General features: G+C 51.7%; 14 protein-coding genes and 1 riboswitch. Of the genes, 4 read left to right on the top strand and 10 right to left on the bottom strand.

The window, feature by feature from the left end:
- Positions 1-48: 48 nt before the first annotated feature.
- Complete coding sequence (gene rlmA / locus OGY68_RS20075) at positions 49-858, top strand: 23S rRNA (guanine(745)-N(1))-methyltransferase (RefSeq protein WP_008785031.1); 810 nt, start codon at positions 49-51, stop codon at positions 856-858.
- Here the strand turns inward: rlmA and mntP are convergent.
- The 5 genes from mntP to manX all read right to left on the bottom strand — a co-directional run bounded on the left by mntP (position 855) and on the right by manX (position 5,059).
- Positions 855-1,421 carry a manganese efflux pump MntP gene (gene mntP, locus OGY68_RS20070; protein ID WP_020996621.1) on the bottom strand — a complete coding sequence of 189 codons (567 nt, stop codon included), beginning with the start codon at positions 1,419-1,421 and terminating at the stop codon, positions 855-857. The two genes, rlmA and mntP, sit on opposite strands and share 4 nt — an antisense overlap.
- A 130-nt stretch (positions 1,422-1,551) precedes the next feature.
- Positions 1,552-1,656, bottom strand: a riboswitch (yybP-ykoY riboswitch).
- 198 nt (positions 1,657-1,854) lie between these two features.
- Positions 1,855-2,313: a DUF986 family protein gene (locus OGY68_RS20065; protein WP_032943762.1), complete on the bottom strand. Its 459-nt coding sequence runs from the start codon at positions 2,311-2,313 to the stop codon at positions 1,855-1,857.
- Between the two features lie 60 nt (positions 2,314-2,373).
- On the bottom strand, positions 2,374-3,225 hold the full coding sequence (locus tag OGY68_RS20060; RefSeq protein ID WP_003833769.1) for a PTS mannose transporter subunit IID: 852 nt from the start codon (positions 3,223-3,225) through the stop codon (positions 2,374-2,376).
- A 12-nt stretch (positions 3,226-3,237) separates the two neighbouring features.
- On the bottom strand, positions 3,238-4,038 hold the full coding sequence (locus OGY68_RS20055; protein WP_003021004.1) for a PTS mannose/fructose/sorbose transporter subunit IIC: 801 nt from the start codon (positions 4,036-4,038) through the stop codon (positions 3,238-3,240).
- A 58-nt stretch (positions 4,039-4,096) separates the two neighbouring features.
- On the bottom strand, positions 4,097-5,059 hold the full coding sequence (gene manX, locus OGY68_RS20050) for a PTS mannose transporter subunit IIAB (RefSeq protein WP_003833768.1): 963 nt from the start codon (positions 5,057-5,059) through the stop codon (positions 4,097-4,099).
- A 262-nt stretch (positions 5,060-5,321) separates the two neighbouring features.
- On the opposite strand from manX, the gene OGY68_RS22990 reads away from it, so the two are divergent.
- Both OGY68_RS22990 and yoaE read left to right on the top strand, forming a co-directional pair.
- On the top strand, positions 5,322-5,531 hold the full coding sequence (locus OGY68_RS22990) for a protein YoaL (RefSeq protein ID WP_008785027.1): 210 nt from the start codon (positions 5,322-5,324) through the stop codon (positions 5,529-5,531).
- Positions 5,519-7,078: a CNNM family cation transport protein YoaE gene (gene yoaE, locus OGY68_RS20045; protein ID WP_008785026.1), complete on the top strand. Its 1,560-nt coding sequence runs from the start codon at positions 5,519-5,521 to the stop codon at positions 7,076-7,078. Before OGY68_RS22990 ends, yoaE begins: the two co-directional genes overlap by 13 nt.
- 6 nt (positions 7,079-7,084) lie before the next feature.
- Here yoaE and pdeD read toward each other — a convergent pair whose 3' ends face one another.
- The 4 genes from pdeD to pabB form a co-directional block, all read right to left on the bottom strand.
- Positions 7,085-8,686 (bottom strand): cyclic di-3',5'-guanosine monophosphate phosphodiesterase PdeD, encoded by a 1,602-nt coding sequence (gene pdeD, locus OGY68_RS20040; protein ID WP_008785025.1) that lies wholly within the window; start codon positions 8,684-8,686, stop codon positions 7,085-7,087.
- A gap of 130 nt (positions 8,687-8,816) precedes the next feature.
- On the bottom strand, positions 8,817-10,181 hold the full coding sequence (sdaA, locus tag OGY68_RS20035; protein ID WP_003833765.1) for an L-serine ammonia-lyase: 1,365 nt from the start codon (positions 10,179-10,181) through the stop codon (positions 8,817-8,819).
- 183 nt (positions 10,182-10,364) lie between these two features.
- The gene (locus tag OGY68_RS20030; protein WP_003020991.1) at positions 10,365-10,943 is read right to left on the bottom strand and encodes a CoA pyrophosphatase; all 579 of its coding nucleotides are present in this window, start codon (positions 10,941-10,943) and stop codon (positions 10,365-10,367) included.
- 3 nt (positions 10,944-10,946) lie between these two features.
- Positions 10,947-12,308, bottom strand: coding sequence for an aminodeoxychorismate synthase component 1 (gene pabB, locus OGY68_RS20025; RefSeq protein WP_057066808.1), 1,362 nt, complete (start codon positions 12,306-12,308; stop codon positions 10,947-10,949).
- 83 nt (positions 12,309-12,391) lie between these two features.
- Between pabB and OGY68_RS20020 the strand changes: the two genes are divergently transcribed.
- Positions 12,392-12,571 (top strand): YoaH family protein, encoded by a 180-nt coding sequence (locus OGY68_RS20020; protein WP_003020986.1) that lies wholly within the window; start codon positions 12,392-12,394, stop codon positions 12,569-12,571.
- A 6-nt stretch (positions 12,572-12,577) separates the two neighbouring features.
- Here the strand turns inward: OGY68_RS20020 and OGY68_RS20015 are convergent, their stop codons facing one another.
- Entirely contained in the window at positions 12,578-12,922 is a 345-nt protein-coding gene (locus OGY68_RS20015; RefSeq protein ID WP_003020984.1) for a RidA family protein, read from the bottom strand.
- Between the last annotated feature and the right edge of the window lie 80 nt (positions 12,923-13,002).

The following is a 13,002-nucleotide window of genomic DNA, read 5'->3' as shown; positions in this document are numbered from 1 at the left end:
CGCAATTCGCGTTACACTTGCGCCCTTAAGTCACCTGCCGGAGTTGTCATGTCGTTTTCCTGTCCTCTTTGCCACCAGCCTCTTACTCAAGCGAATAACAGTTTTGTCTGCCCCGGGCGGCACCAGTTTGACGTGGCGAAAGAAGGGTATGTCAACTTACTGCCGGTTCAGCATAAACGATCGCGCGATCCGGGTGACAGCGCTGAGATGATGCAGGCGCGACGGGCATTTCTTGATGCCGGGCACTATCAACCGTTGCGTGATGCGATTGTGAATGTGCTGAAAGAGAAGTCGACTTCAGAAGATGCAGCGATCCTGGATATTGGCTGTGGGGAAGGGTATTACACCCATGCGTTTGCCGACGCCCTGACGGGTTGTACAACCTTTGGTCTTGACGTCTCCAAAGTGGCAATTAAAGCTGCAGCCAGACGCTATCCGCAGGTGACCTTTTGCGTTGCCTCCAGTCATCGTCTGCCGTTCGCAGATGAGTCAATGGATGCCATCATCAGGATCTACGCGCCCTGTAAAGCGCAAGAGCTGGCACGCGTGGTTAAACCGGGGGGATGGGTTATCACCGCCACGCCGGGACCGCGTCATTTAATGGAACTGAAAGGGCTTATTTATGATGAGGTGCGTTTGCATGCGCCGCACACAGAGCAACTGGACGGTTTTGTTCTGCAACAGAGTATTGCGCTGGGGTATCAGATGCAGCTTCAGGGCAGCGAGGCCGTTGCGTTACTGCAAATGACGCCGTTCGCCTGGCGGGCAAAGCCGGAGGTGTGGGAAACGTTAGCGGAGAAAAAGACGTTTGACTGCCAGACCGACTTTAGTATTCATGTCTGGCAGCGTCTGAATTAACCGTGGAAGTGTGCCCAGAGGATCTGGGCACCGATACCAATCAGCACCACCCCACCCAAAATTTCTGCTCGTTTGCCCAGCATCGGGCCAATGAAACGACCAATCATCATGCCGAGCGTGGACATAATCAATGTGGCGCAGCCGATGGCCAGCGCAGTGGCAATAATATTGACCTGCAGGAAAGCCAGACCCACCCCGACGGCCATTGCGTCGAGACTGGTGGCAATGGCGGTGGTAACCAGCAGCCAGAAACCATGACGGCGCTGCGGTTCTTCATCCTCATCACCGTTATCGCGAAAACCTTCGATTATCATTCGCCCGCCTAAAAAGATCAGCAGAATGAAGGCGATCCAATGATTCCACTCCAGCACGAATTTGCTGGCCAACATACCCATGCCCCAGCCAATCAGCGGCGTAAGCGTTTCAACTGCGCCGAATATCAGACCTGTGCGCAATGCTTCAGAAAATTTGGGTTTATGCAGGGTGGCACCTTTGCCAATTGATGCAGCGAAAGCATCCATCGACATGCCGAAAGCGAGAAGAACGGTAGCGGTGAGATTCATAACAGCGTCCTGACCGGGGTATCCATAAAACACATCACTGCCCCCAGTAACCATGCATACAGGCCGGAATCACTGTAAATACAGCGCCATTCAGATATGCATTGCAGTTGATGTGCCTATGGTCTCGCCTGACTGAACCTGTAAATTCAGTCCGTACGCGCCACGTTTTTCAACGAGTATGTTGACGCGTACATTTCCGGAGTCTGGAAATCGGCTACTCCCCAACGACGGGCGCAACCTTAACATATTTTGAGAATATAAAACAAGAAACGCAGAAATAATATTTGACTTCTAATTGAAAACGATTTTCATTTAGATTTATTTATAAAGAAAACGTTAAAATAAATAACATTGTGGACAGTTAAATATAGCCTTGGCTATGTTTGTTTTTATACTGATATATAAAAAACATAGTTCAGGCTATATTTGTAACCTATTGATTTGAAATTAAAAGTTTATATATCTTCTCAAGATCGTCTATATTTCGTACGCGGATCAACAATCTTCGATGTTCTAATTGCATCACTAATACACCGTCTTCAGATAAATTCATCTCTTTAATGCGGTTATATTCAATCCAGACGTTGGCGAAGAAAAAACCTTTCTGCTTGAAGATGATTTTTGGCGTACGGATCCAGAACAGATACAACCCCATCAATACCAGTGCACATAATAACCATGTGGTAAATTGCGCGCCGTGGCTGGTGATGTTGTTGTAGATAAGAATAGCTACCAAGCCAAGGAAGATAACGCTGTCAACTCTGCTGCGGGGAAGCAGGGAGACAGTAAGCAGAGTAGGGCCATTACGGCGGGGCATGATGAACTGATCGTAAATGGCATACGCCAGCAGCGAAAAGATAAATAGAACCAGCACCAGGTCCGTGATAGTCATGAATCCTCAACCCTCTAAATAGAAAAACCGGGGGCAAGCCCCCGGTGATGTACAACAGTCTTACAGGCCGAGCAGTCCGACAGCGTAGCCCGCGATACCGATGACGAAGAAGCCAACGATGATCCACAGCGGGTTCACTTTCTTACGCAGCAGCCACATACAGGCGAATGTCAGCAGCAGAGGAACCAGACCCGGCATCAGCTGGTCAAGGATAGTCTGCACGGTGGTAACACGAGTCTGACCATCCTGACCGGTGATAGTGGAAACCACCAGCGGGATGTTTACGTGCGTCCACTTGTTAACCAATGCCCCCATGACAAACAGGCCGAGGATTGACGCCCCCTCGGTCAGTTTCTGCAGGAAGCCGCCGCCCATATCTTTAACGATATCGACACCTTTACGGTAGCCATATGCCACACCGTAGTAGCGGGTTGCCAGACGAACCAGGTTAAACAGGATGAAGAACAGCAGTGGCCCCAGCAGGCTGCCGCTCATCGCGATACCTGCGCCGAGTGCGGCGAAGACCGGACGTACGGTGCCCCAGAAGATCGGGTCACCGACGCCTGCCAGCGGACCCATCAGACCAACTTTGATACCGTTGATGGCACCATCGTCAATCTCTGCGCCGTTTGCACGCTGTTCTTCCATTGCCAGCGTAACGCCCAGTACTGGAGCCGCTACGTACGGATGGGTGTTAAAGAATTCCAGGTGACGCTTAATCGCTTGCTTACGTGCATCGTTGTTTTCCGGGTACAAGCGGCGGATAGCCGGTACCATGGAGAAACAGAAACCCAGCGCCTGCATACGTTCGAAGTTCCATGAACCCTGAAACAGGTTAGAACGAATGAACACGCCACGAATGTCACTCGGAGTGAGTTTTTTCTCGGTGGTAGTTTTAGTCATATCAACCATTTCGCTCACCTGCTAGTCCAGTTCGTTATCGAGATCGTTATTGCCAGCCGCCGCAGCAGGTGCACCGGCTACGCGATTATATTTCGGGCTCAGCTGAATGTAGAGGATGGCCATGACTGCGCCAATCACACCCAGAGCAACCAGGTTGAAGTTAGTAAATGCCGCGGTGACGAAGCCGAGGTAGAAGAATGGCATCAGATAGCCTGCGCGCATCATGTTGATGACCATCGCATAACCAACCACTACGATCATACCGCCTGCGATGTTCAGACCACCGGTTACGACTTCCGGAATGGCGTTAAGCATGCTCTGAACTTCACTGGTACCAACAGAAATCGCTACGATTACCGCCGGGATAGCGATACGCATAGCCTGCAGGAACAGCGAGGATACGTGCAGCCAGGAGAGCGCAGTCAGGTTACCGTTTTCGGCTGCCTTATCCGCTGCGTGCTGGAATGCTACGGTGATTGTACGAACGATAATGGTCAGTACCTGGCCTGCTGCTGCCAGTGGGATAGCCAGCGCGATACCGGCACCAATGCTTTGATGACCCGCGATAACCAGAACGGTAGAGATAATTGAGGCCAGTGCGGCATCTGGTGCAACCGCAGCACCGATGTTCATCCAGCCCAGGGCGATCATTTCCAGGGTACCACCGATGATAATACCGGTTTTCATATCCCCAAGAACGGCACCAATCAGCGTACAGGCCACCAACGGACGGTGGAACTGAAATTCATCGAGTACCGACTCCATACCCGCGATACATGCGACGATGAACACCAGCACAATCTGAAGAGTGGTAATCTCCATTGTACTTCTCCTATTGCTATACAGACTTAAGTGTGAAAACTAAGTAAATGCCAGGGAATTATTTCACCTTGGCAATCAAATCCATCATTTTCAGTTTCTGATCGGTAGAAACCTTACGGGCCTCAAGCTCAATACCGCGTTCGTTGAGTTTCTTGAAGGCTTCGATGTCTTTGTCATCGACAGAAATTGCGTTGTTTACCTGCGTTTTACCCTGACGGAAAGCCATACCGCCAATGTTCACGGAGGTAATTTTCACACCACCTTCAACGATACGTTCTACGTCGGTTGGGTTGGTGAACAACAGCATCACACGCTCACCTGCATATTTCGGGTTGTTGTAGACGCGGATCATTTTCGCGACATCAACCACATGCGCCGTCACACCCGGAGGTGCTACCTGAGTCAGCAGCGTTTTACGCACGGTATCGGCGGCAACTTCATCACTGACGACGATAATGCGCGTTACGTTGGTTTCTTTGGTCCAGCGAGTTGCCACCTGACCATGGATTAAGCGGTCATCAATACGCGCCAGGCCGATCTGCATATAATCGTTCGGACCCATCGGTTTCGCGGGGGTTGCTGCTTTCGGTGCCGCGACGGGGGCAGGAGCGGCTTTTTCCACCGGTTTTGCTTTCAGCGCTTTCACGCCTTCGCTACCGGTTTCAACGGCCAGTGCCACTAACTCATCAAAGCTTGGGTTGTCATCACGCGCCATGAAGGTCTCAACCAGCATGGGAATGTTCACACCGGCGATTACTTCGTAATGCTCTTTATCGACGACAATGCGGCTCGCAGCGTTAAACGGGCTGCCTCCCCATGTGTCAACGAGAAACAGCACGCCTTTACTGGTATCGAGTTTTGCCAACTGAGCGTTGTACTTTTCGATCAGCGTTTCAGCATTTTCGCCTGGAACGAAATCGATCCAGCCGACGTTTTCCTGCTCGCCTAACAGCATCTCTGCCGTCTTAAGTAACTGCTCTGCAGCCCAACCATGTGTGCCTATTACAATAGCAATGGTCACTTGCTACCTCCTTTATTATCGTTAACACATCAACGTGAAGATGTATTTGAATCGTCGTCCGCAATCGAATCGATTCAGATAAGGGTTACAAAGAAAAACCTATGATTTTCGTGAATTATTTTAGATATCGAAAAAAATATTTTATGTGATGAAGATCCGTAATTTAACTTCCGATTAAAAGAAATTTCGAAGGGTAAAATATCTCCGAAACAACTTATTGCAAAGGAAGGTAAATCTTTGCTAAAAACAGCTTCTCTCTGTTATGTTTAGCATCTGTTTAATTACTCAGGAGTATAGGGCAGTAGCCCACCATATGGATCGTCACCGACGTCATTTCACCTTCAGGCCGTATCAAGCCTGTCAGATTGGCACTTTTTGCCACAAATTTTCTCTGCATATCGCTTTAACGCCTGAGATCCTCAGCGCGCAGTTTGGTCATTCCTTAAGCAGGAGCTTGTCATGGAATTATTAATGGACCCGCAGATTTGGGTGGGTTTGCTCACGCTTGTCGTTCTCGAAATTGTTCTGGGTATTGATAACCTGGTCTTCATTGCGATCCTGGCTGATAAGCTGCCGCCGAAACAGCGTGATAAAGCGCGTTTAATCGGTTTGTCACTGGCACTGATTATGCGTCTGGGCTTGTTGTCCGTGATTTCGTGGATGGTGACGCTGACAAAGCCGCTGTTCACGGTAATGGACTATGCGTTCTCGGGGCGCGATCTGATTATGCTGCTGGGGGGTATTTTCCTCTTGTTCAAGGCTACGACAGAGCTGCATGAGCGGCTGGAAAACCGTGAACATGATACCGGCCAGACGAAAGGGTATGCGAGCTTTTGGGTTGTCGTAACGCAGATTGTCATCCTCGATGCGGTGTTCTCGCTGGATGCCGTGATTACGGCGGTCGGCATGGTCAACCATCTGCCAGTGATGATGGCGGCAGTAGTGATTGCCATGGCCGTGATGCTGCTGGCCTCTAAGCCGCTGACACGATTTGTGAACCAACACCCGACGGTGGTGGTGCTATGTCTGAGCTTCCTGTTGATGATTGGTCTGAGCCTGGTTGCCGAAGGGTTTGGCTTCCATATTCCGAAAGGTTATCTGTATGCGGCGATTGGTTTCTCGATCATCATCGAGTTGTTTAACCAGATTGCCCGTCGTAACTTTATTCGCCACCAGTCGACGCTGCCGCTGCGTGCACGTACTGCCGATGCAATCCTGCGTCTGATGGGCGGTAAACGTCAGGCCAGCGTGCAGATGGAATCCGATAACCCGGTGCCTGTTCCTGTCCCGGAAGGCGCGTTTGTGGAAGAAGAACGCTATATGATCAACGGCGTCCTCTCCCTGGCGTCGCGTTCGTTACGCGGGATTATGACGCCTCGTGGTGAAATCAGCTGGGTTGATGCCGACCTGAGCGTGGCAGAAATTCGCGAGCAGTTGCTCTCTTCACCTCACAGCCTGTTCCCGGTGTGTCGTGGCGAACTGGATGAAATCATCGGTATCGTGCGTGCTAAAGAGCTGCTGGTGGCGCTGGAAGACGGTGTGGATGTGGCGGCGATTGCCTCTGCTTCTCCGGCTATTGTTGTTCCGGAGACGCTGGATCCGATCAATCTGTTAGGCGTACTGCGTCGTGCCCGCGGTAGCTTCGTTATCGTCACTAACGAGTTTGGCGTAGTACAGGGTCTGGTCACGCCGCTGGACGTATTAGAAGCCATTGCCGGTGAATTCCCGGATGCCGATGAAACACCTGAAATTATTGCTGATGCAGGTGGTTGGTTGGTCAAAGGCGGTACCGATCTGCATGCGTTGCAACAGGCGCTGGACGTGGATACGTTAGTGAATGAAGACGAAGATATCGCCACGGTGGCAGGTTTAGTCATTGCGGCTAACGGCCATATTCCACGCGTAGGTGATGTTATCGAGGTTGCACCGCTGAGCATTACGATTGTCGAAGCGAATGACTATCGTGTGGATTTAGTTCGCATTGTTAAAGAACAACCCGCTCACGACGAAGACGAGTAATCGGGTTTAGCGAAACGGCATGACGGGCATACTGTGTCGCCCGTTATGTCGGGTGGGCGGCGGCGTGCTGCCCGCCAGCCATTTTGGGAAATCACGCAGCGGCATTGGCTTTGCGTACAAAAAACCTTGCAACAAATGTACGCCGTGTCGGCGCAAATGCTGAGCCTGCGCCTGGGTTTCAACGCCTTCCGCCACCAGTTCTATATTCAATTTTTTCCCCAAAGCGATAATGATGTCTGTGACGGTTGAGTTCACGGCGTCTGTTCCTATTGCCGAAGTAAATGATTTATCGATCTTCAGCACATCCGGGCGGAGTTTTTCCAGCCAGGAGAGCGAGCTGTTACCGGTACCGAAATCATCAATCGCCAGTTTTACGCCAAGACGATTTAATTCGCGTACGACCCGATAATCCACATCCAGTAACGCATCTCGTTCGGTCAGTTCGATAACCAACTGCTGGATTGGGTGCTGGCTGAACCAGTACTGATTAAGATCTTTTAGCAGCGTGCCGTTACGAAAATGGCTGGCGGCGACATTAATCCCAATATGAAACTGACTGCTCATCGGGAAAACGTGTCTTTGCTGAATGGTTTCTGCGATGACATGACGGGTTAGCGGCACAATCAGGTTGTGCTCCTCAGCGATGGGAATAAACACTTCCGGAGAGATCCAACCCTGGCGTGGGTTATTCCAGCGTAGAAGAATCTCCACGCCCATGCATTGCTGGGTTTGCGCATTAAGCAGCGGCTGGCAAAATAGCTCGAATTCCCGAGCAGCAAGGGCCAGATTAATCTCCCAGGAAAAACTCATTCTGCTGGCGGTCGCCAGCCATGCCAGGTAACCCACTAATAAACTTAGGATCACCGCCAGCGGCAGCTGTGTTGGCAGATGTTTAATCGCCAGTTCACTGGGACCGGGGCCGGTGACGCTAATGGTAAACGGGAAATGTTGAGATGACAGCTGGTAGCGTTTTTCATCATTTAGCTTAGGCAGAGTATCGACCACACCTTGATCATACAGTAGATGCCGATTACCAACGGTTAAGCTGGCATCGGTGATCTGCGGCGGCTGGGGTTCAAGCAACATAGACGACAATAAATCAATATTGACGATTTCCAGCACGCCATCTTCACCATCGGCAGAGGATGGATACCATTGCGTCAGAATCGGGCTGCCTTTTATCAGCGAATGGTCAGTAGACAGCAGCAGTTGCGGTTCCCTGCTGGGTAATTCGGGCTGTAGTTGACGAATGGGGACATTGCGATACCCAAAAATGCTGGAGCAATAGAGGATCCCGCTTTGAATCAGATTAATAGAACGCACCGTTTGCAGTCTTGCGGCATGTTTGCTTAACGGTAAACGTGCCACTGAGCAGGGGAGGCCAATTAACGGCAGCAATACATCACGTCCGGTCTGCAAGGGTAAAAGTACGTCATCCAGTTCTTCTACAGCATGGTTGGCAAAGGTGACGATATTTCGGTGATTTAAATTACGCTCCGAAATAAATCGAACAGTTAATGTGAGGATGAGCGTCAGTAGTGCACATACTGTGCAAACGATTAAGCGATTCCGGCGATAATTTTTAATGATCCGTTGTGCTGTTTGCATGCGGGCCGCCCGATAAGCCGTTGGTCACAGAAGCCAACAGCAACAGAGCAAGTGTAGTGGGGAAAATTACAGTAGACGAGGGAGAGGGGGCAAATTCGCCCATCCGTCGCAGATGGGCGAAAATTAAGTATTAGTCACATTGAACTTTGATTGCCAGGCCACCGCGTGACGTTTCGCGGTATTTGGCGTTCATGTCTTTACCTGTTTCGTACATGGTCTCAATGACTTTATCCAGCGAGACGCGCGGCGCGCTGGTACGGCGCATTGCCATACGCGCAGCGTTGATCGCCTTCACTGAAGCAATGGCGTTACGCTCAATGCACGGAACCTGTACCTGACCGGCAACCGGATCGCAGGTTAAGCCGAGGTTATGTTCCATGCCGATTTCGGCAGCAACACACACCTGCTCAGGGCTCGCGCCCAACAGTTCAGCCAGACCAGCGGCAGCCATGGAGCAGGCTACGCCCACTTCACCCTGACAACCTACTTCTGCACCAGAGATTGAGGCGTTCATTTTGTACAACGCGCCAATTGCACCGGCCGCCAGGAAATAGCGGGTATAGATATCGGGGCTGACGGACTCGATGAAATGATCGTAATAGGCCAATACCGCAGGCACGATACCGCAGGCACCGTTGGTTGGCGCTGTCACCACGCGACCGCCCGCGGCGTTTTCTTCGTTAACGGCCAGCGCGAACATGTTCACCCAGTCGATCACGTTCATCGGATCGTTGGACAGCTTATCGCTGGAAACCAGCATACGACGCAGAGCTGAAGCACGCCGAGGAACGCGCAGCGGACCCGGCAACACACCTTCGGTGTTCATGCCACGATCGATACAGGCCTGCATGGTTTGCCAGACGTGGCCAAAGTACTCTTCAATCTCTTTTTTGCTGTGCAGAGCAAGTTCGTTCTGCATCGCCATGCCAGAGAGAGACAGGCCAGTGCTATTGCAGTACTCCAGCATTTCAGTCGCGGATTTGAACGGATAAGGCACGCTGACCTCGCCCGCGGCATCCTGACCAAAATGTTCTTCATCAACGATGAATCCACCGCCGATTGAGTAGTAGGTTTTGCTATAAATGACGGTTTCGCCATTGTACGCATGGATCTGCATTCCGTTTTCATGCAGCGGCAGGTTGCCGTTGTGAAAACGCATCCCGTCATTCTGCGGGAAATCCACTTCGTGCTGACCCTGTGCAAGCAGCAGGCGTCCACGCGTTTCTACGTCGCGGATAAATCCGGGGATGCTATCAATATCCACGGTAGCAGGCTCATTGCCCGCCAGACCCATAATAATGGCGATATCGGTGTGGTGACCTTTACCCGTGAGCGACAGTGAACCATACACGTCGACGGCGACACGAGTAACGCTGTCCAGTAATCCTTTTTCGACCAGGTCATCGACGAACTGTTTACCCGCCTTCATAGGCCCTACGGTATGGGAAGATGAGGGACCAATCCCCACCTTAAACATGTCGAATAGACTAATCACGATAATACTCCTACAGGGCGACTGGGCTTTCCAGTAACGATGTTATAACTGCGCATAGTGTAAGAGGGAACGCGGCGATCGGCTTAACTATTCACATGAATTAAACTAATAGATAACCGCGGTTTTACTAATGTTGTGACCTGAGTTTCAAGTTGTCTATGGCGCGCGTAAAGATAAGTATAGTCAGGGCTTGACGCCAATTTGCAGCGCCAGCTCACGAATTATTCCGGCAGTCATTCCCCAGACGAAATATTGCTCATACCAGGAAAGCCATACGCGATGTGAATCGCCACGACGGTAAATATCCAACGGGTGGTAACGACCTAAATGCAGGGCCTGGGCCAGCGGCATTTCGAACACGGCTGAAACTTCATCTTCACTGGCACGATACGGCAGATTAGGCGGGATAATGCCTACCACTGGGGTGACCTGGAAACCGGTCACGCTGTCGACTGGCGGCAGAACGCCGATCACTTCTACGCATGAAGGTGGGATCGCCACCTCCTCCTGTGCCTCGCGAAGGGCGGCGGCAATTAACGAGGCATCACTGCTATCCACCGCCCCACCGGGGAAGGCGACCTGTCCGGCGTGCTTGCGCAGGTGAACGGAACGCTGGGTTAACAACAACCCCGGCTGTGGACGACGCACGACGGGGATCAGTACGGCGGCCTGGCGCTGGTTTAACGCGGCATGATTGACCTGCGGGCGCAGGAGTTGGAAGCGCGATAAGAAATCATCAAGCGTCAGGCTGCTGTATTCCACGTCTCAGTTCTCCAGTTGGTGCAAAATACGATTCACTTTATCAAATGTTTCCTGATATTCAGCGTCTTCCTGACTGTCCGCCACTATGCCGCCGCCAGCGGAACAATAAATTTGTCCGTTTGTGGCTGTCAGCGTGCGAATGGTGATGCTGGTATCCATATTGCCGCAGAAACTCAGATAACCGATGCTGCCGCACCAGGCATTACGTCTTTGTGGCTCCAGTTCGTCAATAATTTCCATCGCCCGCACTTTCGGCGCACCGGTAATAGAGCCGCCGGGGAAGGCGGCGCGTAGCAGATCGGTGGCGTGTAATGACTCTGGCAGACGTGCGGTAATGGTGCTGACCAAATGATGAACGGCAGGGAACGGTTCGACGACAAACAGCTCCGGAACCTGTACCGAACCCGGTACGGCAACGCGGCCAATATCATTACGCATCAAATCGACGATCATCAGGTTCTCCGCACGATCCTTCGGCGAATTCGCCAGCCGCCGGGCCTGCTCACGATCGGCATCGGCATCTTCAAGCCTGGGCAACGTACCTTTAATAGGACGGGTCTGGATATGCTGGTTCTCCAGCAGAATAAAACGTTCTGGCGAAAGGCTGAGGATAACGCCTTCCTCAAGACGAATAAACGCGCTGAACGGGGCGCGGTTAGCGTGATTGAGTTTGACAAATGCCTGCCACTCATCCCCCTCGTAATGCGCTTGAAAACGCTGCGCGAGGTTGACCTGGTAACAATCGCCGCTGTGCAGATAGCCCTGTACCTGGCGGAATTTTTCGCCATACCGGGCGCGGCTCATATTGGACTGCCACGCCGAGGTCAATGTAAACGGCTCACGCGTTGGCGGTTGTTGCGCGTCGAGCCATTTCAGGCGAGCCTCGACATTGGTATGGCTGAGCAGCGATACGGTCTGCAACTTGTGGTCAACAATCAGCGCCCAGTCGTAAATGCCAACGGCCATATCCGGTAGCGTAATATCGCGCTCAGCAATAGTGGGCAGAGATTCAAAGCGTCGGCCAAGGTCGTAGCCAAACAGACCTAACGCGCCGCCCTGAAACGGCAGATCCGGGTGATACTCGGGGTGAATCTTGTGTGCAGCTAGCGCGGAATGTAATACCGTCATTGGATCATCAAGCGAGCGCGTGATTGCGTGCCCGTCCTGCACTACGGTCTCTTCAGCACGTGTAACCAACGTGGTGACGGGATCCGCCACCAGAATATCAAAGCGGTTATGCGGATGGTCGGCTTGACCTGAATGCAGCAGCATCGCCCAGGGCAGATGGCTTAATGTTGAAAAATAGCGTTCAGCGGCGTCCTGACGCCAGGGTAATGTGATTACTGCGGGGGATAACGTCTTCATCAGTCCTGACTCGTTGCTACTCTACTGGCTAACTGCCCGGTAGCATGAAATAATTAGCGCAGACAATTTAGCAGGAGTTAACAATGTTTGCAGGTTTACCTTCACTCAGTCATGAGCAGCAGCAAAAAGCGGTAGAGCGTATTCAGGAGCTGATGTCGCAGGGGATGAGCAGCGGACAAGCCATTGCTCTGGTTGCTGAAGAGTTACGCGCCAGTCATACCGGCGAGCGGATCGTGGCGCGTTTTGAAGATGAAGACGAATAACGCCGCTTAAACTGCAGCGATTATCTTAATCTCAACTTTGTATTTCGGGTTCATCAATCCGGCCTGAACGGTACAACGTACCGGCGCGTGGCCAGCAACGACCCACGCGTCCCAGGCTTTGTTCATGGCGGCAAAATCGTTTTTGTCTGCCAAAAACAGGGTGGCATCAAGAATACGTGACTTGTTACTGCCTTGTTTTTCCAGCACCGCATCAATTTGCGCCAGCGTATTTGCCGTCTGCTCAAAGGCGTCTGCATCCAGATTTTCCGGCACGCCGGTGTAATACAGCGTGTTGTTGTGGATTACCACGTCGGACCAACGCGCTTCGGCATCAATGCGCACAATCGTCATAAATCATTCCTCGTTTACGTTTTTTCATAATAGCTTTGGGTTGCGCCAAGACTGCCATAATGTTGTGCCCACGTCACCTC

The sequence above is a fragment of the Citrobacter sp. Cpo065 genome (assembly GCF_030332805.1).
Taxonomy (GTDB): Bacteria; Pseudomonadota; Gammaproteobacteria; order Enterobacterales; family Enterobacteriaceae; genus Citrobacter; species Citrobacter portucalensis.
Note: the sequence above shows the minus strand (reverse complement) of the source record. Positions and strands in the feature narration are given on the sequence as shown.